Annotated in this window: 24 protein-coding genes; 14 read left to right on the forward strand and 10 right to left on the reverse strand. The window is 68.7% G+C overall.

Going from position 1 to position 22,679, the window contains the following annotated elements; genetic code table 11:
* Window positions 1-7 precede the first annotated feature (7 nt).
* Entirely contained in the window at window positions 8-568 is a 561-nt protein-coding gene (locus FWJ24_RS05315; protein ID WP_425468899.1) for a polysaccharide biosynthesis/export family protein, read from the reverse strand.
* Window positions 569-692: 124 nt separating this feature from the next.
* Here FWJ24_RS05315 and FWJ24_RS05320 point away from each other — a divergent pair, with 124 nt between their 5' ends.
* Window positions 693-2,960 carry a GumC family protein gene (locus tag FWJ24_RS05320; RefSeq protein ID WP_166443594.1) on the forward strand — a complete coding sequence of 756 codons (2,268 nt, stop codon included), beginning with the start codon at window positions 693-695 and terminating at the stop codon, window positions 2,958-2,960.
* Here FWJ24_RS05320 and FWJ24_RS05325 read toward each other — a convergent pair.
* Entirely contained in the window at window positions 2,952-4,073 is a 1,122-nt protein-coding gene (locus tag FWJ24_RS05325; RefSeq protein ID WP_150286775.1) for a GNAT family N-acetyltransferase, read from the reverse strand. The two genes, FWJ24_RS05320 and FWJ24_RS05325, sit on opposite strands and share 9 nt — an antisense overlap.
* 105 nt (window positions 4,074-4,178) lie before the next feature.
* On the opposite strand from FWJ24_RS05325, the gene FWJ24_RS05330 reads away from it, so the two are divergent.
* On the forward strand, window positions 4,179-5,180 hold the full coding sequence (locus FWJ24_RS05330) for a polysaccharide deacetylase family protein (protein ID WP_150286974.1): 1,002 nt from the start codon (window positions 4,179-4,181) through the stop codon (window positions 5,178-5,180).
* Here the strand turns inward: FWJ24_RS05330 and FWJ24_RS05335 are convergent.
* Complete coding sequence (locus FWJ24_RS05335; protein WP_150286776.1) at window positions 5,149-5,355, reverse strand: DUF2842 domain-containing protein; 207 nt, start codon at window positions 5,353-5,355, stop codon at window positions 5,149-5,151. The genes FWJ24_RS05330 and FWJ24_RS05335 overlap by 32 nt on opposite strands.
* Between FWJ24_RS05335 and FWJ24_RS05340 the strand changes: the two genes are divergently transcribed.
* The gene (locus FWJ24_RS05340; RefSeq protein ID WP_342788601.1) at window positions 5,354-6,559 is read left to right on the forward strand and encodes a COX15/CtaA family protein; all 1,206 of its coding nucleotides are present in this window, start codon (window positions 5,354-5,356) and stop codon (window positions 6,557-6,559) included. The genes FWJ24_RS05335 and FWJ24_RS05340 overlap by 2 nt on opposite strands.
* Window positions 6,560-6,569: 10 nt before the next feature.
* On the opposite strand, the gene FWJ24_RS05345 is transcribed toward FWJ24_RS05340, so the two are convergent.
* Together FWJ24_RS05345 and FWJ24_RS05350 are read right to left on the reverse strand one after the other, a co-directional pair.
* On the reverse strand, window positions 6,570-7,850 hold the full coding sequence (locus tag FWJ24_RS05345; protein ID WP_150286777.1) for an O-acetylhomoserine aminocarboxypropyltransferase/cysteine synthase family protein: 1,281 nt from the start codon (window positions 7,848-7,850) through the stop codon (window positions 6,570-6,572).
* Window position 7,851: 1 nt separating this feature from the next.
* On the reverse strand, window positions 7,852-9,141 hold the full coding sequence (locus tag FWJ24_RS05350; protein ID WP_150286778.1) for an O-acetylhomoserine aminocarboxypropyltransferase: 1,290 nt from the start codon (window positions 9,139-9,141) through the stop codon (window positions 7,852-7,854).
* Window positions 9,142-9,359: 218 nt separating this feature from the next.
* Here FWJ24_RS05350 and FWJ24_RS05355 point away from each other — a divergent pair, with 218 nt between their 5' ends.
* A complete protein-coding gene (locus FWJ24_RS05355) occupies window positions 9,360-9,857 on the forward strand; it encodes an Hsp20/alpha crystallin family protein (protein WP_150286779.1) in 498 nt (165 codons plus the stop codon).
* Window positions 9,858-9,926: 69 nt separating this feature from the next.
* Here the strand turns inward: FWJ24_RS05355 and FWJ24_RS05360 are convergent, their stop codons facing one another.
* Window positions 9,927-10,469 carry a carboxymuconolactone decarboxylase family protein gene (locus FWJ24_RS05360; RefSeq protein WP_150286780.1) on the reverse strand — a complete coding sequence of 181 codons (543 nt, stop codon included), beginning with the start codon at window positions 10,467-10,469 and terminating at the stop codon, window positions 9,927-9,929.
* Window positions 10,470-10,617: 148 nt separating this feature from the next.
* On the opposite strand from FWJ24_RS05360, the gene FWJ24_RS05365 reads away from it, so the two are divergent.
* Window positions 10,618-11,181: a TetR/AcrR family transcriptional regulator gene (locus FWJ24_RS05365; RefSeq protein ID WP_150286781.1), complete on the forward strand. Its 564-nt coding sequence runs from the start codon at window positions 10,618-10,620 to the stop codon at window positions 11,179-11,181.
* A 1-nt stretch (window position 11,182) separates the two neighbouring features.
* Here the strand turns inward: FWJ24_RS05365 and FWJ24_RS05370 are convergent, their stop codons facing one another.
* Window positions 11,183-11,710: a CoA-binding protein gene (locus FWJ24_RS05370; RefSeq protein ID WP_150286782.1), complete on the reverse strand. Its 528-nt coding sequence runs from the start codon at window positions 11,708-11,710 to the stop codon at window positions 11,183-11,185.
* Window positions 11,711-11,908: 198 nt separating this feature from the next.
* On the opposite strand from FWJ24_RS05370, the gene FWJ24_RS05375 reads away from it, so the two are divergent.
* From FWJ24_RS05375 to zigA, 3 genes are all read left to right on the forward strand, one after another.
* Window positions 11,909-12,556, forward strand: coding sequence for a histidine phosphatase family protein (locus tag FWJ24_RS05375; protein WP_150286783.1), 648 nt, complete (start codon window positions 11,909-11,911; stop codon window positions 12,554-12,556).
* Window positions 12,557-12,684: 128 nt separating this feature from the next.
* The gene (locus FWJ24_RS05380) at window positions 12,685-14,379 is read left to right on the forward strand and encodes a methyl-accepting chemotaxis protein (protein ID WP_150286784.1); all 1,695 of its coding nucleotides are present in this window, start codon (window positions 12,685-12,687) and stop codon (window positions 14,377-14,379) included.
* Between the two features lie 114 nt (window positions 14,380-14,493).
* Entirely contained in the window at window positions 14,494-15,726 is a 1,233-nt protein-coding gene (gene zigA, locus FWJ24_RS05385) for a zinc metallochaperone GTPase ZigA (protein WP_150286785.1), read from the forward strand.
* Window positions 15,727-15,729: 3 nt separating this feature from the next.
* On the opposite strand, the gene FWJ24_RS05390 is transcribed toward zigA, so the two are convergent.
* Window positions 15,730-16,545: an enoyl-CoA hydratase gene (locus FWJ24_RS05390; RefSeq protein ID WP_246155552.1), complete on the reverse strand. Its 816-nt coding sequence runs from the start codon at window positions 16,543-16,545 to the stop codon at window positions 15,730-15,732.
* A gap of 99 nt (window positions 16,546-16,644) precedes the next feature.
* On the opposite strand from FWJ24_RS05390, the gene FWJ24_RS05395 reads away from it, so the two are divergent.
* From FWJ24_RS05395 to rpsI, 3 genes are all read left to right on the forward strand, one after another.
* Entirely contained in the window at window positions 16,645-17,100 is a 456-nt protein-coding gene (locus FWJ24_RS05395) for a PaaI family thioesterase (RefSeq protein WP_246155553.1), read from the forward strand.
* A gap of 168 nt (window positions 17,101-17,268) precedes the next feature.
* Window positions 17,269-17,754 (forward strand): 50S ribosomal protein L13, encoded by a 486-nt coding sequence (gene rplM, locus FWJ24_RS05400; RefSeq protein ID WP_150286787.1) that lies wholly within the window; start codon window positions 17,269-17,271, stop codon window positions 17,752-17,754.
* Between the two features lie 2 nt (window positions 17,755-17,756).
* Complete coding sequence (gene rpsI, locus FWJ24_RS05405; protein WP_150286788.1) at window positions 17,757-18,236, forward strand: 30S ribosomal protein S9; 480 nt, start codon at window positions 17,757-17,759, stop codon at window positions 18,234-18,236.
* 150 nt (window positions 18,237-18,386) lie between these two features.
* Here rpsI and FWJ24_RS05410 read toward each other — a convergent pair whose 3' ends face one another.
* A complete protein-coding gene (locus tag FWJ24_RS05410; RefSeq protein ID WP_150286789.1) occupies window positions 18,387-19,163 on the reverse strand; it encodes a class I SAM-dependent methyltransferase in 777 nt (258 codons plus the stop codon).
* 183 nt (window positions 19,164-19,346) lie between these two features.
* On the opposite strand from FWJ24_RS05410, the gene FWJ24_RS05415 reads away from it, so the two are divergent.
* The 3 genes from FWJ24_RS05415 to FWJ24_RS05425 all read left to right on the forward strand — a co-directional run bounded on the left by FWJ24_RS05415 (window position 19,347) and on the right by FWJ24_RS05425 (window position 21,786).
* Entirely contained in the window at window positions 19,347-19,625 is a 279-nt protein-coding gene (locus tag FWJ24_RS05415) for a hypothetical protein (protein WP_150286790.1), read from the forward strand.
* Between the two features lie 222 nt (window positions 19,626-19,847).
* A complete protein-coding gene (gene argC / locus FWJ24_RS05420; protein WP_150286791.1) occupies window positions 19,848-20,807 on the forward strand; it encodes an N-acetyl-gamma-glutamyl-phosphate reductase in 960 nt (319 codons plus the stop codon).
* 1 nt (window position 20,808) lies between these two features.
* Window positions 20,809-21,786, forward strand: coding sequence for an alginate lyase family protein (locus FWJ24_RS05425; protein WP_150286792.1), 978 nt, complete (start codon window positions 20,809-20,811; stop codon window positions 21,784-21,786).
* On the opposite strand, the gene FWJ24_RS05430 is transcribed toward FWJ24_RS05425, so the two are convergent.
* A complete protein-coding gene (locus FWJ24_RS05430) occupies window positions 21,787-22,635 on the reverse strand; it encodes a fumarylacetoacetate hydrolase family protein (protein WP_150286793.1) in 849 nt (282 codons plus the stop codon).
* Window positions 22,636-22,679 lie beyond the last annotated feature (44 nt).

Genomic DNA, 22,679 nt, shown 5'->3' on the forward strand with positions numbered 1-22,679 from the left:
CGGCTGGTCAGAAGAAGCGTTCCTTGACGACGATCGTGTCGCCGGGGCGCACCGGCATGGTCATCGGCACCGCCACCGTCACCGGCTGGCCCTGCATGATCCGTGTCAGCTCGGCATAGTTGCGGTTGGCGCGCGGGGCGAAGCCGCCGGCGATCGCCACCGCGTTCTGCACGGTCATGTTGTTGACGTAAGGAAACTGGCCGGAATTGTTGACCTCGCCGAGCACGAAGAACGGCCGGTATTGCTCGACCTCGACCGAGACGCGCGGCTCGCGCAGATAGCCGGCGCGCAGCCTTTCCTCGATGGCGCGGGCGAGTGCCGTCGTTGTGCGCCCCTGCGCCTCGACCGGGCCGATCAGCGGCATCGAGATGCGGCCCGCCCCGTCGACCGCGTAGGAATTCGACAGGCTGTCCTGCCCGAACACGATCACCCGCAGCCGATCTCCGCCGGCCAGCGTGTAGGGCGCGTGCGCCTCCTCCGCGAGATATTCCGGCGCGAGGCGCGGCGTCATCGCGCAGCCGGCGAGCGCCAGGGCGAGAAAGGGGAGAAGCAGCGGGAATCGCATCATTGGCGGCTCGATCTCAACGGGCCGAGCATGCCCGGCCATGGTTAATGTTTGCTCAATGCCGCCCGGCCTTAACGGGAAAGAAACCATGCCGCGCGAGGCTGCGACGGCAAGGAGAAGCCCCGCAATGGATTCGCGGACGGGAGAGATGATGCCGGCGACGAGCGAGAGCATCGGCGGGCTCGCCGGCGCGCTGTGGCGCCGCCGGTTGTGGATCCTCGTCCCGACGCTTCTCGCCTTCCTCCTCGCCATGGCGACCGTGAACCTGCTGACCCCGCGCTATACGGGCGAGGCGCGGGTGCTGCTCGAGAACCGCGACACGGTCTATTCCCGCCCCGATCGCGATCTGAGCCCCGGCAATGCCGCGATCGACCCGGAAGCGGTCGCGAGCCAGGTCCAGAACGTGATGTCGAAGGATCTCGCGCTCGACATCATCCGCGAGATGGGGCTCGCGCGTCGGGCTGAATATGATCCGGTCCAGAAAGGGCTCGGCCTTTCCGGCACCGTGCTAGTGCTGCTCGGCCTCCAGAAGGATCCGCGCCAGATCCCACAGGAGGAGCGGGTGCTGGAGATGTATTACAAGCGCCTCCTCGCCTATCCGCTCGGCAAGAGCCGGGTGATCGCGATCGAGTTCCAGTCGGAGGATCCGAAGGTCGCGGCGGATGTCGCCAACCGCATCGCCGAGGAATATCTCCGCCGCGAGGAGGGCGCGAAGAACCAGACCAGCCGCGCCACTTCCGACTGGCTCGACAAGGCGATCGAGCCGCTGATGCGGAAGGTCGTGGCGGCCGAGAGCCGCGTCGAGGCGTTCCGTGCCTCGAAGGGGCTGTTCGTCGGCGCCAACAATACCAGCATCTCCACCCAGCAGCTCGCGGAACTCAACACCCAGCTTTCCGCCGCGCGTGCCCAGCAGGCCGATCTCCAGGCCCGCGCGCGGCTGATCCGCGAGGCGCTGCGGCTCGGCAAGGTGTTCGAGACCTCGGAGGTGATCAACAACGAGCTGGTGCGCCGGCTGCTCGAACAGCGTGCCGCGCTCAAGGCGCAGATCGCCTTCGAGGAGCGCACGCTGCTTCCCGGCCATCCGCGCATGAAGGAGCTTGGCGGCCAGCTCGCCGATCTCGAGGGTCAGGTCCGTGCCGCCGCCGAGCGCGCCGCCCGCGCGCTCGACAACGATGCCCGCGCCGCCGGCGCCCGCGTCGCCTCGATGCAGGCCGAACTCGACAGCCAGAAGAAGACCACCGCGCTCTCCAACGAGGACGAGGTGCAGTTGAAGGCGCTGGAGCGGGAGGCGCTGGCCCTGCGCGAGCAGCTCAATTCCTACCGCAACAAGTTCCTCGACGCCGCCGCCCGCGCCTCCGAGAACGCCCAGCCCGCCGATGCCCGGGTGATCTCCCGCGCCTTCCCGCAGAGCGACCCGACCTTCCCGAAGAAGATCCCGATCGTGCTGCTCGCGACCCTCGGCACGTTCGTCATCGCCTCCACATTGGTCGCCGCGCAGGTCCTGATGGCCCGGCAGGCGCTCCCTGCCCATGTCGATCCCGAATATGGCGTTGCGTCGCCGTTCCTCCCGGCCATGCCGGCACCTCCCGCCATGCCCGAACCCGCCGCGCCCGAACCCGACCCGCTGCCATGGGAGGCTTCTCCCTCCGGCTGGCGGGCGGCCTTGCGCGGCGCGCTGCCCTTCGCGCGGCCGGCCCCGCCCGCCGCCGCGCCGGTTGCGCCGGCACCGGCCGCGGCCTTCAGCCCCGCCGCTCCGCCGGCGGCGAGCCCGGTCGAGGATCTCGCGCGCGAACTGGCGCTGATGGATTTCAACGGCCGGGGCAAGCTCCTGCTGGTCTATGGGCTCGACCGCGAGGCCCGTGCCGGCCTCATGGCACTGCGCATCGGCCGCCGGCTCGCGGAGGATGGCGCCTGCATCCTCGTCGATCTTCTAGGCCCGGCGGGGCGCGGCGGCAATCTCTACCAGCGCCTGCTGCCGCCGGGCGCGGCGGGGCTCGGCGCGCATCTCGACGGCGTGGCGGCGCTTGGCGACATCATCCACCGCGACGCGCGCTCCGCGCTGCACATCCTGCCGGCCGGCGCGCCGCTCCATCATCGCCTGGTCGCGGAACGGCCGCGGGGCGAGATCGCGACGCTGGTCGAGGCGCTGTGCCATGCCTACAGCCATGTCGTGGTCGATGCCGGCGCGATCGGCGGGGCAGGGGAATTCATCGCGGCGAACGGCGATGCCGTGGTGCTGGTTGCCGGGCGCGGCGCCGACGAGGCGTTCATCGCCCGCACTTCCGCGCGCCTCGAAGCGCATCGCGACGCGCCCGTTTTCATCCTCGCCGACGAGGGGAGCGACCCGGCCGCGGCCAATGATCCGCTGCCGCCGGATCTGGCCGGCTCAGCCTGAGCCGCGCCCGCCGGCGAGCCGCCGCGCCAGCGCGAGCAGGCGCGGATTCCGCTTCACCAGCCGCTTCGCGCCGCGATAGGCGCGGAAGAGCAGTGCCAGCCCCCGCCCCCGCGCCGTCACCGGCATGACGAGATCGTGCAGCATCAGCATTTCCGGCGCGTAGCGCGTCTTGTAGCGCGCCTCGCCGACGCCGAGATCGAAATGCCGGATGCCTGCCGCCGCCGCTGCCTCGATCGCCGCCGCGAAGGCGAGTTCGCCGGGGCTGAGCCGCGCGATAGCCGGCTCCGGATCATAGGCGGCGAACATCACCGAGAGCCGCGTCGCGTCGCCCGCGATCCCGAGCACCGCGCGTGGTATGTCGCCGGTGCTGGCGGCGAAGAGCTGTATCGCCGGCGGCTCTGCCGTCGTCGACCGCTCCAGGAAGGCGCGGATCGCCGCGCCGGCGAAGGGATCCGCCACCCCCATCGCCGCGAATTGGCGCGCCTTCCAGCCGAGAAAGGCGTCGAGCGCCGTCCGCACTTCAGCCGTCCCCGTCACCCAACCGAAGCGGGGCGGGCCGAGAGCGGCGAATTTCCGCTGCTTCGCACGGAGCTTCTTGCGCGCCTCGCGGTCGAGCAGCCGCCGCAGCGGGTCGCTCTCCCCGGCGGCGAGCCTCAACTCGGCGCCGTCGCTCGGGGAGCGGCCGGTGAAGAGCGGCGCGAGCGGGTGTGGCGCGCCGTTCCAATGCGCCGGACATTCGGTCAGGATCACGAGATCGGCGCCGATCGCCCGTCCGCCCGCGCGGAGCGCGGCGCGCAGGGCCCCGGCGGGCAGCGCCGGTGGCTGCTCGCCCCGCACCGCCGGCACGTAGAAACTGGCATGCGCGCCGCCGAGCTTGCAGGCGGCGATGCCGGCCCGGCCCGTCACGAGCCCCACCGGCAGCAGCAGCGCGGCGCCGGCCTCGTCCGCGATCTCGATCACGCGCAGGGTTGCGAGCGCGTCATGCGCGGCGAGCCAGGCGCCGAGCCAGATGCTGCCCTGGAAGGGCGAGCCGGCCCGCGCCGCCGCCAGCCGGGCGAGGGCCGTCTCGCCGGCATGGATCGCGACGCGCGAAAAGGCGGATGCAGCGGCCATGGCAACGCTTTATGAAGGCGAAAGCGCGAAAAAACCGATAATGTCCCGCCGCGTTCCGAGGATCCTCCCTTGCGCTACACGCTGATCCGGCTTGCGCTCCGGACGATGGCCTTGTCCGGCCTCGACCGGCTCGCCGCGCCGCTCGCCGCCGGGCGGGGGGTGATCCTCACCTTCCATCATGTGGCCCCGCTCGCGCTGGCGCGCTTTCCGGAGAATGCCGGGCTCAGGATCAGCCCGGCCTTCCTGGAGGCGGTGCTCGGGCTCCTCGCCCGGCTCGGCTACGAACTGGTGCCGCTCGACGCGCTGCCGGCCCGCCTCGCCGGGGCCGGGCCGCGCGTCGCGGCGCTGACCTTCGACGATGGCTACCGCGACAATCTCGATCACGCGCTGCCGGTCCTCGCGCGGCACGGCGCGCCGTTCACGCTCTTCGCCTGCGCCGGCTTCGCCGAGAGGACGGCGCCGCTCTGGTGGCTCGATCTTGAAGAGGCGGTGCTGCGGCTCGACCGGGTGGTGCTCGACCTGCCGGAGAGCGGCCTCGTGCTGACGGCGGCAAGTGAGGCCGAGAAACACCATGCCTTCCGCGCCGCCTATTGGCGCCTGCGCCGCTGCCCCGAGCCTGTGCTGCGCGCGGCAATATCCGGGCTCTGCCGCGCTGCCGGCATCGACCAGATGGCGCGGGTCGAGCGGCTCTGCCTCGATTGGGCGGGCTTGCGCCGCCTCGCCGGGGCGCCGGGCGCAACGATCGGCGCGCACAGCCTCAGCCATCCGCGCCTTGCCTGGCTGCCGGAGGCGGAGGCCCGCGCCGAGATCCTTGGCAGCCGCGACCGTATCCGTGCCGAACTGGGGCTGGAGCCGCGCCATTTCGCCTATCCGGTCGGTGATCCGGCTTCCGCCGGGGCGCGGGAATACCGCCTCGTCGCCGAGGCCGGGTTTGCCGGCGGGGTGACGACCATTCCCGGCACATTGCGGCGGAGCCACTCCGCCCGGCCCTTCGCGCTGCCGCGCATCTCCGTGAACGGATTGTTCCAGCGCGAGGCCGCCTTGCGCACCCTTCTTTCGGGCCTGCCCTTCGCCTTCAGCCGGGGCGCCGCTCCATCCAGCGGATGAGCGGCAGCAGCGGCAATGTCCAGGCGAGGCCGGCGATCACGTAGAACGCCATCTCGACCGCTTTCGAGGCGCCGGTGAGGATGCGCGGCGCCAGCGCGGCGATGACAAGCGCATAGAAGGCGACGAAGGCCACCATCAGCAGGGCGCCGACGAGTTTCTTCATCCGCGGGTTCATGCCGTTCCTCCCCATCGCGGCGCGCGACGAAATGCCCTCGCGCCGGCCTCCGCCGCCCCTTGCCGCTGCCGCGCGTGAGGAGCATATCGGTGACCCGGATCGCGAAGGCAAGGAGGCCGCGACTTTGGCGATTTCCGATCACGCTCCGCCGCTGCGGGCTGCCGCGAGGGCCGATTTCCGCCCCGAGGCCGCGCCTGCATTCCGGCGCTGGCTCCTCGCGCTGGTCGCGCTGGTGCTGGTCATGGTCACGGTGGGCGGCGCGACCCGGCTCACCGGGTCCGGCCTGTCGATCACCGAATGGAAGCCGATCACCGGCGCGATCCCGCCGCTCTCGGCGCAGGATTGGGCGCGCGAATTCGCGCTCTACCGCGCGAGCCCGCAATATGAGCTGCTCAACCGGGGCATGAGCCTCGGCGAGTTCCAGTTCATCTATTGGTGGGAATGGGGGCATCGCCAGCTCGGCCGCGTCATCGGGCTGGTGATGCTCGCCGGCTTCCTGTGGTTCTTCCTCTCCGGCGCGATCCGCGGCCGGCTCGCCGCCGCGACCTTCGGGCTCGGGCTGCTGCTCGGGCTTCAGGGCGCGATCGGCTGGATCATGGTCGCGAGCGGCCTGAAGCCGGGCATGATTGCGGTGGCGCCGGTCAAGCTGACGCTGCATCTCGTCTTTGCCTGCCTGTTCTTCATCGGGCTGGTGGCGATGGCAACCCGGTTCGGGGCCTTCGGGCCGGCGCTGCAGGGGTTTCCCGGTCTGCGCCACGCCGCCTGGGCGCTGGTGGCGGCCGTCCTCGCGCAGATCGCGCTCGGCGGGCTGGTCGCGGGGTCCCGGGCCGGTTTCACCGACAATACCTGGCCGCTGATCGATGGCGCGCTGATCCCCGACATGGCCCGGCTGTTCGTGATGGTGCCGTTCTGGGAGAACTTCGTCGATAATCCGACGCTGGTGCAGTTCAATCACCGGCTCGGTGCCTATCTGCTGCTTGCGGCGGCGTTCTGGCACGCGTTTGCCGCGCGCGGCACCGATATGGCGCGCCGGGCCTGGCTTCTCGCGGTGCTGGTTCTGGCGCAGGGCATGCTCGGCATCGTCACGCTGCTGCTTGTCGTGCCGCTCTGGGCAGGGCTCGCGCATCAGGCGCTGGCGATGCTTGTGCTCGCCCAGGCGGTGATCCACGCCGTGAAGGCGGGCGGCGTGCCCGCCCGCGCCTGAGCGGGCCGGCCTAGAGTGCCGCCAGCGCCTGTTCGAGATCGGCGATCAGATCCGCCTCGTCCTCGATCCCGACCGAGAAGCGGATCGTGCCGGGATGGATATCGAGCCGCTCCCGGACATCGGCGGGCAAGGTGCGGTGGGTGGTGGTCGCGGGATGCGCGACCAGCGAGCGGCTCTCCCCGATATTGACGAGATGCGAGAACAGCGTGAGCGCGCCGAGAAAGCGCCGGGCGGCTGGCTCGCCGCCGGCGAGCGTCGCGGTGAAGATCGAGCCGCAGCCCTTCGGCATCAGCCGCGCCGCGCGCGCGGCCTGCTCGGGGCCGGCAACGAGCGGGTGGGAGACGGATTCGACCCTGGGATGCGCGGCGAGACACCGCGCCACCGCCTCGGCATTGCGGCAATGCTTCGCCATGCGCAGCGGCAGCGTCTCGGTGGTGGTGGCGATCATCTGGGCGATGATCGGCGCCATGCCGGGGCCGTATTCGCGCATGCCGGTCAGCCGCGCGGCGGCGGTGAAGGCGGCATCGGGGAAGGCCTCGGTGAGCACCAGCCCGTCGTAATCGCGCCACGGTTCCGAGATCAGCGGAAAGCGCGCATCCTCCCGCCAGTCGAAGGAGCCGGCATCGACGATGATGCCGCCGATCGCCTGGCCGTGCCCGGCGAGGAATTTCGAGGCGGAATGGATGACGATGTCGGCGCCATGCTCGATCGGCCGGAACAGGGCCGGCGAGGCAAGCGTGTTGTCGACGATCAGCGGCAGGCGGTGGGCCTTCGCCACAGCCGCGATTGCCGGCAGGTCGACGATCTCGCCGGACGGGTTGACGATGCTCTCGACGATGATCGCCTTGCTCTCCGGCGTGATCGCCGCAGCGATGGCATCGGGCTCCGGCGCCGCCCATTGCACGCGGATGCCGAGCCGTTCTTCCATGCGCTTCATCAGCGCGATCGAGCCGCCGAACATGCGCGAGGCGCCGATATAGCAATCGCCGCTGGCGAGCAGCGTCAGCAGCGTCACGAACCAGGCCGCCTGGCCCGAGGCGAGCGCGATCGCCGCCGTGCCGCCTTCGAGATCGGCGATGCGCCGCTCGAGCGCCGCCGTATTGGGGTTCGAGCCGCGCGCATAGGCGAAGCCGGCGCGCTTCAACGTGAAGAGATCGGCGCCATGGTCGAGATCCTCGAACACGAAGCCGTTCGTCTGGTAGATCGGCATCGCGCGGGCGCCGGTCGCGGGGTCGGGCGCCGCGCCGGCATGGACCGCGCGGGTGGCGAAGCCGAGGGACGGGCGGCTCATGTCAGGCCCCGGCCTTCAGCGCCTGGTCGAGATCGGCGATCAGGTCTTCGGCATCCTCGATGCCGATCGAGAGCCGCACCACATCCGGGCCGGCGCCGGCGATGGCCTTCTGCTCGTCGGTGAGCTGGCGATGTGTCGTCGAGGCGGGATGGATGACGAGGCTGCGCGTGTCGCCGACATTGGCGAGATGCGAGAACAGTGTCAGGTTCGAGACGAGCGCGATGCCGGCCGCATTGCCGCCCTTGAGGCCGAAGGTGAACACCGCGCCGGCGCCCTTCGGGGCGTAGCGCTGGGCGAGCGCGTGATATTTGTCGCCCGGCAGGCCGGGATAGGAGACCCAGCTGACCTGCGGATGCGTGGAGAGGAAGCGCGCCACCGCCAGCGCGTTGTCGGAATGCTTCTTCATCCGGAGCGGCAGCGTCTCGATGCCCGTGAGGATCTGGAAGGCATTGAAGGGCGAGAGCGCCGGGCCGAGATCCCGGAGCCCGAGCACGCGCGCGGCGATCGCGAAGGCGAAATTGCCGAAGGTCTCGGCCAGCACCATGCCGGCATATTCCGGCCGCGGCGCGGTCAGCGAAGGGTAGCGCTTCCCGGCCTTGAGCCAGTCGAAGGAGCCGGCATCGACGATGATGCCGCCGATCGAGTTGCCGTGGCCGCCGAGGAATTTCGTCAGGCTGTGGACCACGATGTCGGCGCCGTGCTCGATCGGGCGGATGAGGTAGGGCGAGGCGAGCGTATTGTCGACGATCAGCGGCACGCCGGCCTGCTTCGCCACCGCCGCGATGCCGGCGATGTCGAAGATCACCCCGCCGGGATTGGCGATCGATTCGATGAAGATCGCCTTGGTCTTCGGCGTCACCGCGCGCGCGAAGCTCGCCGGATCGTCGCCCTCGGCCCAGACGACGTTCCAGCCGAATTTCCGGTAGGCGTGGTTGAACTGGTTGATCGAGCCGCCATAGAGCTTCTTGGCGGCGATGAACTCGTCGCCGGGTTCCAGCAGCGTGTGGAACACCAGATGCTCTGCCGCGTGCCCCGAGGCCACCGCCAGCGCCGCCGTGCCGCCCTCCAGCGCCGCCACCCGCTCCTCCAGCACCGCGCAGGTCGGGTTGCCGATGCGGGTATAGATGTTGCCGAAGGCCTGGAGCCCGAACAGCGAGGCTGCGTGATCGACATCGTCGAAGACGAACGATGTCGTCTGGTAGATGGGCGTAGCGCGGGCGCCGGTGGTGGGGTCCGGCTGGGCGCCGGCATGGATGGCGAGCGTGGCAAAGCCGGGGGCGCGGTCGGTCATCGGGTCTCTCCGTCGAGGTCGCGGCGTTCTATACGGCGGAAATTCGTTCGTCAATCCGATCTGTTCGGTTTGAAGAACGATCCCGGATCACATGGCGGCGCTTGATCTGTCGCAAGGCAATGGCGGGGCGCCGGGCTAGGCTTCTCCCGTCTTCAGGGGCGGTGACCGCAGAATGGAGCGCCGCGGGGCGAGGGGCAACAACCCAACCGGAGGCAGAGATGGATTTTCGTTCGCTCATTCCCACATCCTGGGGCGGATCGGCGGCGCGCGGCGGCGAGGCTGATCCCTTCAGCCTGATCCGGCGCGAGATGGATCGCGTCTTCGAGACGATGGGCCGCGATTGGCCGGCGCTTCAGGCGCTCGGCGGCAAGGGGTTCCTCGCGCCGAAGGTCGATGTCGCCGAAACCGGCACTGGGCTCGAACTGACGGCGGAGCTGCCCGGCATCGACCAGAAGGACATCGAACTCGATCTCACGGACGGCGTCCTGACGCTCAAGGCCGAGCATCGCGCCGAAAAGGAGGAGAAGGACGAGAAGAAGCACTATCACCTCGTCGAACGCGCGCGGGGCACCTATCTGCGCCGCTTCACGCTGCCCTTCGAGCCCGACGAGGCGAAGATCGAAGCGCATTTCGACAAGGGCGTGCTCAAGGTGGTAGTCCCGCGCTCGGCCGATCCGGCGAAGCCGGCGCGACGGATCGAGATCCGGGGCGGCTGAGCGGGCGGGCCCGGGGCTTCTGCTTTGTTTTGAGTGGCCGGGCGGGTGCTCCCCGCCCGGCGCTGCAGGTCAGGCCGCCTTCGCGGGTGCGACAGCGGGGAAGTCGATCGTCGTATCGAACAGGTGGTTGGCGTAGTTCGTGAACAGGTTGACCGTTACCTGCGCCAGAATCTCGACGATGACGCCGTCCGACAGGCCGGCGGCGCGCGCCGCGGCGAGATCCTCCGATCCGGCATAGCCTTTCTTGGCGACGATCGCGCGGGCGAGCGCGACGATCGCGGCGTCGCGCGGCTCGGCCGGCTGGCCGCTGCGGGCGGCAGCGATCTCCTCGGCCGAAAGCCCGGCGCCCTTGCCGATCAGCGTATGCGCCGAGAGGCAATACTGGCAGGCATTCGCCTCGCCGACTGCCAGCGCGATCCGCTCCCGGTCCTTCGCGCCGAGCGTGCCGCCTTCGGCAAGCGCCTGCGTGAAAGCGAGATGCGCGCCGAGCACGGCGGGGGCATGCGCAAGGGTCGCGTAGAGATTCGGCACCATGCCGATCTTCGCGCGCACGCCGTCGAGAATGGTCTTGGCGGCGCCTTCCGGGTGGGTAACGGGATTGATCTTGGGCATGGAACCTCCAGGGATTGCCACAGACTGACCGATCAGTCAAAATACATGTAGCATTGACCGTTCGATCAGTAAACACCAGATTGAGGGAGCCCTGGCCGATGCCGGTCACGACCGCGTGATCAGGATCGCCCAACCGAAAGGAGCGCGCATGAGCGCCGATACCCGCGAGAAGGTGCTCGCGACGACCGAAATCCTGATGTCCGACCGTGGCTACGAGGGCGTTTCGATCAAGGATATCGCCGCCGCAATCGGCCTCAGGACGGCGGCGATCTTCTACCATTTTCCGACCAAGGCCGATCTGGCGGCGGCGGCGCTCGACCGGGCGCGGCGCGATCTCGCCGTCCTGCTCGCGGGGATCGATGCCGCCGAGGCGATGCCGCGCCGGCGCATCGTGATGTTCCTCGAGACGTTCGGCCGCATCAAGACCGAGCGCAGCGCCTTCTGCTTCGCGGGTATCCTGGCCGCCACGCGCGGCATCATTCCCGACCCCGCCCGCGATGCGGCCGCGCGCTTCGGCGAGACGCTGCTCGATTGGCTGCGCGCCAACCTTGCCGCGAGCCGCCCCGATCTCGACGCTGCGATCCGCGCCCGGCGGGCGTTGGCGGTCCTTGCGCTGGCCGAGGGCGCACTTCTCGTCGCGCGCATGCAGGGCACGCCGGACAGCTATCGCCAGGCGGTGGAAGAGGCGTTGCCGGCCCTGCTCGACGGCTGAGCTAATAGCGCCGGTCGAGCGTCAGCTTCTGGAATCCCTTGGCCGCCAGTGCCGGTTTGCGGGCCGAGAGGACGCGCGAATTGACCCCCTGCCAGGAAATCTCGCCGGAGAGCCGGCCGTATTCGATCTTCGGGCAGCGATCCATGATCACCGTCACGCCTTTCGCTTCGGCCTGCGCCGCCGCATTGTCGTTGCGCACGCCGAGCTGCATCCAGATCACGCGCGGCAACGGGGTGAGCGCCAGCGCTTCCGCCACCGTCTCGGCCGCGGCTTCGGCGTTGCGGAAGATCTCGACCATGTCGAGCGGCCCGGCAATATCCTTCAGCGCCGCGACGAAGGGGCGGCCGAGCAGGCTCTGCCCCAGCCGGCCGGGATTGACCGGGATGACCTCGTAGCCGCGCTCCGATAGATACTTGAACACGAGGAACGAGGGGCGCGCCGGATTGTCGCTCGCGCCGACCATGGCGATGCGGCGGACGCGCCGGAGGATCGAGCGGATCAGGTCGTCGGGATAGGATTCATGGCTCATGCGGCACCCTCGGCTCGGATGCGCAAAGATGGCGCCGGTCGCCTGCCGCCGCAAGCCGGGAGGGAGCCATTCTGGTATGGTAAAACTTGGAGCTAATAAAAAACACAAGCAAAATCAAATATTTATTGACACTTCCACAGCCGAGCGCAATGTCCGCACGTTCGGGCCGAGAATCGGCCCCAGGCAAAGAGGTGTCCCATGAAATCAGATGTCTTCAGCCGGCCGCTCCGGGCCGCTGCGATGCTGACCGCGCTTGTCGCCGCGGGCGGGGTCCGCGCCGAGGGCGTGAAGCTTCCCGAGATTGCTCCGGCAAAGCTGGTCGAGGCGCTGCGCGCCGGCGGGCATGTGCTCTACCTGCGCCATGCCGTGACCGACAAGGAAGGCGCGGACCAGGTCAGCGCCACGATGGGCGATTGCTCGACGCAGCGCACGCTCAGCGCCCAAGGCTGGAAGGACGCGCAGATGATCGGCGCTGCCGTCAAGCTGCTCGGCATTCCGGTCGCCGGCGTGGTGTCGAGCGAATATTGCCGCGCCTGGCAGACGGCCGAGATCGCCTTCGGCCGGCACATCAAGAACCCGGCGCTGAATTTCGAGAAGGCCGAGAAATATTCCGAGGCCCAGACGCGGGCGATGAAGGCGCGCGTGACGCCGCTGCTCGCGCAGGTGCCACCGGCCGGCTTCAACACGGTGATCGTCGGCCACGATGATCCGTTCGAGGCCGCGACCGGGCATTATCCCGAGCCGCAGGGCAAGCTCGTCGTGCTCAAGCCGGACGGGAAGGGCGGCTTCGCGCTGGTCGGCGGCGTCGATCCGGGCGCCTGGGGGGCCTTGCTGGCCGGGCGCTGAGCCGAGTCGCCGCGCATGGGGGGCTGAATCGAGTCCTGCATCCAGGAATAGAATCTTAACGCCAGGACAACGAAAAGTTTACCGAGCTGTCGCAACCATGGCGGGAGGTGGACAATTCGGGGTGGAGCATGTCCTGGTTCTTATCGGCCTTCCGGGCGCGGATCTTCCTGCGCCTGCAGCTCTTCGTCGGGGTCCTCGCGGTTCTCAGCGTGGTGCTTGCCGGCGTGCTCTGGCAGACCGGCCGCGCACTCGACGCGCAGGAGCGCCTGAAAAGCGAAACCATGCGCAAGCAGGGGCTCATCGAGCGCGTCAACGGCCTCGTCTTCGCGGTGGTGATGGATTCGCGCGGCGTCTACATGGCGCAGGAGCCGGCCATGCTCGAACGGTTCGCCAAGGGGATGGAAACCTATCTCGAGCGCTTCGAGGCCGCTATTGCCGAATGGAGGGCGCTGGTCCGCGCCGAAGATGCAGCCGATTTCGCCGCTTTCGAGCGCCATCAGCAGGTTTTCTCCCGGCTGCGGCGCGAACTCATCGCCGAAGGCCGCGCCAAGGGGTCGCCGGCGGCGCGCGCCATCGGCGACAACGAGGCGAACCGCTCGGTGCGCATGGCGTTCAACGCCGCGATCGAGACGCTCGCCAAGGCCTATCTCGCCAGGATCGAGCGGATCGAGGCGGATCGCGCTGCGCTTGCGTGGCAGGCCGATCTCGCCTCCGGCCTGCTCACCGGAGTTATCGTGCTGCTGGCATTCGCCGGCGCCTTCTGGCTGCGCCGTTCGGTCGCGCGGCCCTTCGCCGCGATCACCCGTGCGCTCGGGCGCATGAACAACGGCGACACCGCGGAGCCCGTCCCCTGCCAGGACCGGGAGGACGAGGTTGGCACCATCGCCAAGGCGATCGAGGGATTCCGCCTCGGGGTGATCGCCGAGAGTGAGGCGCGCGCCGCCGAAGGCCAGGCGCTGGCGGCACGGGAAGCGCGTCAGCGCATGACGGACACCGCCATTGCCGGGTTCGAGGCCAATGCCGCCGATCGCGTCGAGGTTGTCGCGGCCACTTCGGAAAGCTTGCGCAGCGCCGCCGTCACGATGTCCGCCGCCGCCGAGGAAACATCCCGCCAGGCCGAGATCGTGTCGGAAGCTGCCGGGGCGCTCGCCCAGAGCATCGAGAGCGTCGCCAATTCCGGCACTGCGCTCGCCGCCGCGATCGGCGAGGTCAGCGTCGGGATGGAGCGCGCCAGCGCCATTTCCGAGCGCGCCTCGCAGACTAGCACCCAGACGGCGGAGCAGTTCAGCGAGCTGGATCAGGCGGTTTCCGCGATCGGCCAGGTGATCGAGCTGATCAATTCCATCGCCTCCCAGACCAATCTGCTCGCGCTCAATGCCACGATTGAGGCGGCGCGGGCGGGCGAGGCCGGGCGCGGCTTTGCCGTCGTCGCCCAGGAAGTGAAGGAACTCGCCGCCCAGACGACGCGCGCAACCGCCGAGATCAGCAACAATATCAGCCATGTCCAGCAGGTCGCCAAGGCATCGCTGACGGCGGTCTCCGAGATCAGCAGCACGATCGAGGATATGCGCCGCATCGCGATCGAGACTGCGGCCACTGTCGCCCAGCAGCGCGAGGCGGCCGAGATCATCGCCGAGAGTGTCCGCAGCGCGGCGAGCGAGACCGATCAGGTGACGGCCAATATCGACGGCGTGTCCAAGGCCGCGGCCGATACCGGCGGTGTCGCCGCCAATGTGCTTGAGGCGGCGAGCCGCCTCTCGGACGAGGCGCAGGCCATCCGCACCGAAGTCCAGGGCTTTCTCGGCCAGATCCGCGCCGCCTGACAGGCTCCGGCATCGCTGCGCCCCGCGCCGCGCGCGCGGGGCGCATTCGAAATCGCTTGACGTTATGTTATAGAGTAACAATATCGGCATGATTTCCACTCTGCCGGAGCCGCCATGCCGACCGCCCTTGCCAATGCCGATTCCCGCCTGCCCGTGACCGTTCTTTCCGGCTTTCTCGGTGCGGGGAAGACGACCCTGCTCAACCATGTCCTCAACAACCGCGAGGGGCGGCGTGTTGCGGTGATCGTCAACGACATGAGCGAAGTGAATATCGACGCCGATCTCGTGCGTGCCGGCAGCGGGCTCTCGCGCACCGAGGAGAAGCTCGTCGAGATGTCGAACGGCTGCATCTGCTGCACCTTGCGCGACGATCTGCTCGCGGAGGTGCGCCGGCTCGCCGGCGAAGGCCGCTTCGATTACCTCCTGATCGAGGGGACCGGCATCGCCGAGCCGTTGCCGGTCGCCGCGACCTTCGAATTCCGCGACGAGGCGGGGGTCTCGCTCTCGGATGTCGCCCGGCTCGATACGATGGTCACCGTCGTCGATGCCATCAACCTGATGAAGGATTTCGGCAGCCAGGATTTCCTGCGCGACCGGGGCGAAATTGCGGGCGAGGGCGATAATCGCACGCTGGTCGATCTCCTCGTCGACCAGATCGAGTTCGCCGATGTCGTGGTGATCAACAAGATCTCGGATGTCGCGCCCGAACAGCGCGATCTCGTGCGCAAGGTGGTGCGTGCACTGAACCCGGAAGCGAAGATCGTCGAAACCGATTTCGGCAAGGCGCCGCTCGATGCAATCCTCGATACCGGGCTCTTCGACCATGGGAAGGCGCAAGGCCATCCGCTCTGGGCGAAAGAGCTTTACGGCTTCGCCTCCCATGTGCCGGAAACGGAGGAATACGGCATCTCCTCCTTCGTCTATCGCGCGCGACGGCCGTTCCACCCGGAGAAATTCGCGGATTTCCTCGCTCGCAGCATCCCCGGCCTTCTCCGTGCCAAGGGGCATTTCTGGCTCGCGACGCGGCCGGAATGGGTGGGCGAACTCTCGATTGCCGGCGCCGTCTGCCGCACCGAGGCGATGGGATTCTGGTGGGCGAATGTGCCGAGGGAGCGCTGGCCGCGTTCCGAGGAATGGCGGCACATGCTCAACCGCCACTGGCATTCCGTCTGGGGCGACCGGCGGCAGGAACTGGTCTTCATCGGCATCGGGCTTGATGAGCGGGCGATCCGCGCCGCGCTCGACCAATGCCTCATCGGGGATTCGAACCCGCTCCGGTTCAACCCGGACAAATATCGCGACCTGCCGGACCCGTTCCCCGTCTGGCGTCGGGCCGAGGCCGCGTGAGCTTCAGCGCTTCGGCCGCGCGACGAAGGCGGCGATGCCCGCCTCCGCCTCGCGCATCAGCATGTTCTCGACCATGACGCGGCGGGCGTATTCATAGGCATCCGCCAGCGGCATCTCGCGCTGGCGGTAGAAGGCCTCCTTGCCGATCCGCAGCGTCGCCGCCGGCTTTTCCGCGATCCGCCGCGCCAGCGCCAAGGCCGCATCCAGCGCTTCGCCCGCCGGCACGACACGGTTGACGAGCCCGAAGCGGTGCGCCGCTTCGGCATCGATCATCTCGCCGGTCAGCAGCATTTCCATCGCGTGCTTGCTCGCGACATTGCGCGCCAGCGCAACCATCGGGGTCGAGCAGAAAAGCCCGATATTGACGCCGGGGGTCGCGAAGCGGGCCCGATCGCCGGCGATCGCGAGGTCGCAGCTCGCGACGAGCTGGCAGCCAGCGGCCGTGGCGATTCCCTCGATGGCGGCGATGACCGGAACCGGCATGTGAACGATTTCGAGCATCATCTCCGCGCATGCCGCCATCAGAGTCTCGAAGAACGCCTTTCCCCGGTCCGGCGCCGCGCGCGCGGCCTGGATTTCCTTGAGATCGTGCCCGGCGGAGAAGGCCGGCCCCTCCGCCGCAAGGATGACGGCGCGGATCGCCGGAGCCTCGGCCGCCGCCTGGCGCAGAGCCGCGTGCAGCTGCGCGATGGCGGCCAGGGAAAGCGCATTGCGCCGGGCCGGATCCGCCAGGGTGAGGATGCGGATCGGCCCTGCGTCCTCCATGCGCAATGGGGCTTCGGTGCGCGCAGGATCGGTCAGGGCAGGGGCGTTTGACATCGCGATCTCCATCGGTTCACCCTTGAACAAAGTCTAGCCCGGAACCGGGGCGCGCGCGAGCCGCTTTCGCCGCGCCGGTTCCCCTCATCCGAGTCCGCGATGCCCATGAGCCCCGACGATGCGCCGCCCGCCCTCGACCGCGATGCGATGGAGGCCTATCTCGACGCGATCTTCCCCGAGATCCATCATGGCGGGCGGACGCTGGGGATCGAGGCGGTGGGGCGCGGCACCTGCCGGATCCGCATGGCCTATCATCCCCGCCATCTGCGCCCCGGCGGCACGCTCTCCGGCCCGGCGATGATGACGCTTGCCGATTTCGCGCTCTATGTCGCGGTGCTCTCGGTGGTCGGGCGAACGCCGCTCGCGGTGACGACCAATCTCTCGATCAATTTCCTGCGCAAGCCCGAGCAGGCCGATCTCCTCGCCGAATGCCGGTTGCTCAAGGCCGGCGCGCGGCTCTGCGTCGGCGAGGTGACCATCCGCTCCGAGGGCCTCGCGGCGGCGGTGGCGCATGTCACCGGCACCTATTCCGTGCCGCCGCGCCAGGGAGTTTGAGGTAAAATAATACCATAATTTACAAAGCTATGATAGAATTGAGTTTTCTGCCTGACGACGGAATATTGGTGCCATTGATTCTGCAATCACAATCGCTTATAGCCTTTCACGTCCGGCGGCGCTGATGCGCCGCCTTATCGTTTCCGATCACACCCTTCGAGGATCGTCATGAAGGCCCTGACCTCTGCCACGCGCTCGTTCGTGGCGAAGCCGGCCGAAGTCGACAAGAAATGGATCGTGATCGACGCGACCGGCCTCGTCGTGGGCCGCCTCGCCTCGATCGTGGCCATGCGGCTTCGCGGCAAGCACAAGCCCTCCTTCACCCCCCATGTCGATTGCGGCGACAATGTCATCGTGATCAATGCCGAGCGGGTGGCGTTCACCGGCCGCAAGCGCGACCAGAAGAACTATTACCACCACACCGGCTATATCGGCGGCATCAAGGAGCGGTCCGCCCGCTTCATCCTCGAGGGGCGCTTCCCGGAGCGCGTCGTCGAGAAGGCGGTGGAGCGCATGCTGCCCCGCGGTCCGCTCGGCCGCCGGCAACTCGCCAATCTGCGCGTCTACAAGGGCGCGACGCATCCGCACGAGGCGCAGCAGCCGCTCGCGCTCGATGTCGCGGCGCTCAACCCCAAGAACACGAGGCTCGGGTAACGATGGCTGAGATCCTTTCCTCCCTCGCCGATCTCGGCGGTTCGGCCAAGGGCGTGCAGCCGGAAGCGCCGGTTCACGTCCAGAAGCTCGACAAGCAGGGCCGCGCCTATGCGACCGGCAAGCGCAAGGACGCGGTCGCCCGCGTCTGGATCAAGCCGGGCTCCGGCAAGATCACCGTCAACGAGCGCGCGGTCGAGGTCTATTTCGCCCGTCCCGTGCTGCGGCTGATCCTCAACCAGCCGCTGGTGGCGGCGAACCGCGTCGATCAGTACGACATCACCGTCACCTGCACCGGCGGCGGTCTCTCGGGCCAGGCTGGCGCGGTGCGCCACGGGCTTGCCCGCGCGCTGACCTTCTACGAGCCGGAACTGCGCTCCACGCTCAAGAAGGGCGGCTTCCTCACCCGCGACAGCCGCGTGGTCGAGCGCAAGAAATACGGCAAGGCCAAGGCCCGCCGGAGCTTCCAGTTCTCGAAGCGCTAAGCGTCGCAGCGCTTCGGTCTGGCTCGGCTTTGCCCGCCTTGCCAGTTCTCGAAGCGCGGAACCTCATGCGGAATCACAACCGCAGCCAAGCATGCGAAAGCCCCGGGAAACCGGGGCTTTTTCGTTGTGTGGCAGGGAGCGTTCCGGCCCTCAATCCACTTCCGCCAGCCGCGGATGCGGGGTCAGGACAGCCGTGAAGTGCCCTTCCACATCCGACCCCATGGGGAAGACATTGGCGGCGAAGGTTTCGAGCAGGTCCTTCTCGTAGATGTGCACGCTCGCCCTGCGGCAGAGCACATACTTCGCTGCCGCGACGATGTCCTCGCGGTCGAGGATCGCGAGGCACACCCAATCGGGATGCGCGCGCAGCCATGTGTGCACCGTCTCCACCAGGCCAGGATAGGCGGGGTGGAGCATGTCGTCGAGCACGATCAGCCCGTGTTCGTGCATCAGTGGCAGCGCGAGCGCGAGATCCTTGTTGAGATGCGTATCGTCATGCTCGCCGTCGATATGGAAGAAGCGGATCGGCAGGTCGGGGTCGAGATCGGCGCGGGCCCGCAGCGGCGCACGGAGATCGTCGGTCGTCATGGTCGCGGTCGAGCCCTTGATCGCGCTGTAGCGGTCGCGGGCGAGGCCGTGGCGGGCGCAATTGGCGTGGAGATTGTCGAGCACCCTCTCGCTCGGCCAGGTGAAGACATCGACGCCGATCGCATGCTCGCCCGGTGCGAGCCCGAGCCCGAGCGCGATGAAGAAGCGGCCCTCGAAGGTGCCGATCTCGGCGAGATGGCCGCGGATGCCGTGTTCGCCCTGCCGGCGGATCATATGGCCGCAGATCGAGGCGGCGAAGGCGGAGGACATGCCGCGCACCGCCGCATAGCCGTTGCGGAGATAGGCGTCGAGGGCGGGGTTGCCGGTCGGCAGGATCATCGGGAAACCTCTTGCGTCGGAACGCTTCTAGGGGATCGCGGCGGCGGGCGCCAGCGCGCCTCCGGTCGGTACCGGCTGTGGCAGCCGAGGATCCGGAACCGGGATCCGGGGGTTGCAGGCCGCGCGACGATATGGGAACGAGCCTGAACGAAATCCGCAACCCTGCGGGTCCGGATCAACCCGATGCGTCTCTTCGTCCTCGCCCTCACGGCGCTGCTGGTGCTGCTGCCGAGCCTGCTGATCCTGTTCGCGCCCGAGCGATCGCTCCGTGCCCGCTTGCCCTGGGCGCTCGCGGCCTTCCTGTCGCCGCTGGCCACGTTCGGGCTGGTGCGGATGGTGCCTCTCCTGTCCAACAACGCGCCGGAGGCGGCGCAATGGGCGCGGTTCCTCGGCCTGCTGCTCTCCGGCGGCGGTTTCTTCCTGCCCTGGATCCTGTTCGCGATCTTCCTCCACCGCCGCTGAAGCCCGCGCCGGGGCGCGCATCAAAACCCTTGGGCATGGAAGCCCTTGCGCGGCGGCGGCTTTCGCGGCAAGGATCGCGAGGCCGTCGCGGCGGGCGCGGCGGGAGGGATGAACCATGCGGCGGCTCCACGCCATCCGGATCGGGCGACGAAGCGGGTTCTGATCCGCCATCCCCGTTCTTGTCCGCATTCCGCCGGTTCGCCGGCGTCGAAGGAGCCTCGCATGTCCCCAGAATCCGCCTTCAGGCTCAAGGGCAGCTCGCCCACGATCTTCATCGATGGCGAGGCCGGCACCACCGGCCTCCAGATTCGCGATCTTCTCGCGGCCGAGCCCGGCATCGTCCTGCGCTCCATCGCGCCGGAGAAGCGCAAGGACATTGCCGCCAAGCGCGACCTGATGGCCGAGGTGGATATCGTCATCCTCTGCCTGCCGGATGAATCGGCCAGGGAGACGGTGGAACTTGCGGATTCGCTCGGCCCGGCGCGGCCGCGCTTCATCGATGCCTCCACGGCGCATCGCGTTGCGCCGGGCTGGGTCTACGGTTTTCCGGAACTCGCGCGCGGTCAGGCGGAGGCGATCGCCGCCGCCGCCAATGTCGCCAATCCCGGCTGCTACCCCACGGGCGGCATCGCGCTGATCCGCCCGCTTGTCGATGCCGGGCTGATGCGGCCGGATTTCCCGGTCACGGTCAACGCCGTCTCCGGCTATTCGGGGGGCGGCCGGCCGATGATCGAGGCCTATGAGGCTGGCACGGCGCCGGCCTTCGAGCTTTACGGCCTGATGCTGTCGCACAAGCACCTGCCGGAACTGACGACCTATTCCCGGCTCACGCGCACGCCGATCTTCGTGCCTTCGGTCGGGAATTTCCGGCAGGGCATGCTGGTCTCGGTGCCGCTGCATATCGACATGCTGAGCCATGTCAGCAGCGCCGGCATGCTGCGCGACTGCCTCGCGGCGCATTACGCCGGCAGCCGCTTCGTCCATGTTGCAAGCGCGGCCGAGACCGCAGCGCTCAAGGGCAAGATCGAGCCGCAGGCGCTGAACAACACCAACCGGCTGGAATTGTTCGTGTTCTGGAACGATACGCGCGGCCAGGTGGTGCTGGTCGCCCGGCTCGACAATCTCGGCAAGGGCGCCTCCGGCGCGGCGGTGCAGAATCTCCGGCTGATGCTTGGGGGGTAAGATGATCCGGGCGCTGGCGCTGGCCTTCTTCGTCGCGGGTATCGGCGGTGCGCGGGCGGCCACCTGCCCGCCGCCGCCCCCGCCGGTCGTGGACATCACCTCGAACACGTTCTACGCCGATTCCGCCGGCTCGATCCCCGATCCGGCGCTGGTCGAGAAGCGCAAGGCCTCGGTTGCGCCGCTGGAGCGCTTCCGCGCCGATGTCGCCCGCTATGCCAGCCGCGGCCTGGCCGGCAACCGGGACTGGAGCCTGTGCGCCGGCACCTGGCTGCGCGCCTGGGCCGAAGGCGGGGCGCTGCTCGGCCGGATGAGCGAGACCCAGGCGCATTTCGAGCGTCATTGGTCGCTGGCCGGGTTCGCCATGGCCTATCTGATCGCAAGGCCGGCGCTGCCGCAGGCCGATCGCGCCGTGATCGAGGCCTGGCTCGACCGCGTGGCGGAGGCCGCGGCGACTGCGCAATATGCCGCGCGCCGGAAGCAGGCGAACAACCTTTATTACTGGCTCGGCTTCGCGCTCGGCGCCGCCTCGAGCGCCACCGGCAATGCCCGCCATTGGGGGCTCGCCGCCGAGACCTATCGCACGGCCCTGACGCATGTCGAGCCGGACGGCTCGCTGCCCCGCGAGACGCGGCGCGCCGGCATGGCGCTGCATTATCACAGCTTCGCGCTTCAGCCCCTGGTGATGCTCGCCGAACTTGCGGCGCGGCGCGGTGCGGATTGGTATGCGCTGGAAGGCGGCGCGATCCATCGCCTCGCAGCGTTCACGCTGGCCGCGCATGGCGATTCCCGGCCGCTCGCGGAGCGGGCCGGCGCCGCGCAGAAGCCGCTGACGCGCGGCCAGCTCGCCTGGCTGCCCTTCTACGCCCGCCGCTTCCCGGAACGGGCCGCCGGGGCGGCGGCCATCCTCGCCGAGGGCGATCTCTGGTCCTCGATGATCGGCGGCAACATGAGCCTCATCGCCCGCCGCGGGATTCCCTGATCAGGCGTGCCAGGCGGTGACGAGCTGCTTCTGTTCGCCGAGCCCCTCGATGCCGAGCCGGATGATGTCGCCCGGCTTGAGATAGACCGGCGGCTTCATCCCCATGCCGACGCCCGGCGGCGTGCCGGTGGTGATGACATCGCCGGGTTCGAGCATCATGAATCGCGAGATGTAGGAGACCAGGAACGCCGCGCCGAAGATCATCGTCGCGGTCGAGCCGGTCTGCATGCGCTTGCCGTTGACGTCGAGCCACATGCCGAGCTTCTGGACGTCCGGAATCTCGTCCGGTGTCACGAGCCAGGGGCCGAGCGGGCCGAAGGTCGGGCAGCCCTTGCCCTTCATCCATTGCCCGGTTCCCTCGGTCTGGTAGGCGCGTTCGGAAACGTCGTTGCAGACGCAGAAGCCGGCGACGACGTCAAACGCCTCCTTCTCCGGCACATGGCTGCAGCGCTCGCCGATCACGATCGCGAGTTCGACCTCCCAATCCGTCTTCACCGAATCCTTGGGGATCATCACGTCGTCGTTCGGGCCGACGATGCAGGATGGCGCCTTGTTGAAGAGGATCGGCTCCACCGGCGGGGTCGCGCCGGTCTCGGCGGCATGGTCGGCGTAGTTGAGGCCGACGGCGATGAAATTGCCGACCTGTCCGACGCAGGGGCCGATCCGCGGCCGGCCGCGGACGAGCGGAAGCCTCTCGGGCTTGAGCTTGGCGAGCCGGGCGAGGGATTTGCGGTTGAGCACCTTGCCCGAGAGATCGGGCACATGCTCGGACAGGTCCCGGATCTTGCCCTGGGCGTCGACGATGCCCGGCTTTTCTTTGCCGGCATGTCCGAAGCGAACGAATTTCATACGTGACCCCCCGGTCTCGCCAGTAGTTCAAGGGCGGCCATAAA

The sequence above is a fragment of the Rhabdaerophilum calidifontis genome (genome assembly GCF_008641065.1).
Classification (GTDB): domain Bacteria; phylum Pseudomonadota; class Alphaproteobacteria; order Rhizobiales; family Beijerinckiaceae; genus Rhabdaerophilum; species Rhabdaerophilum calidifontis.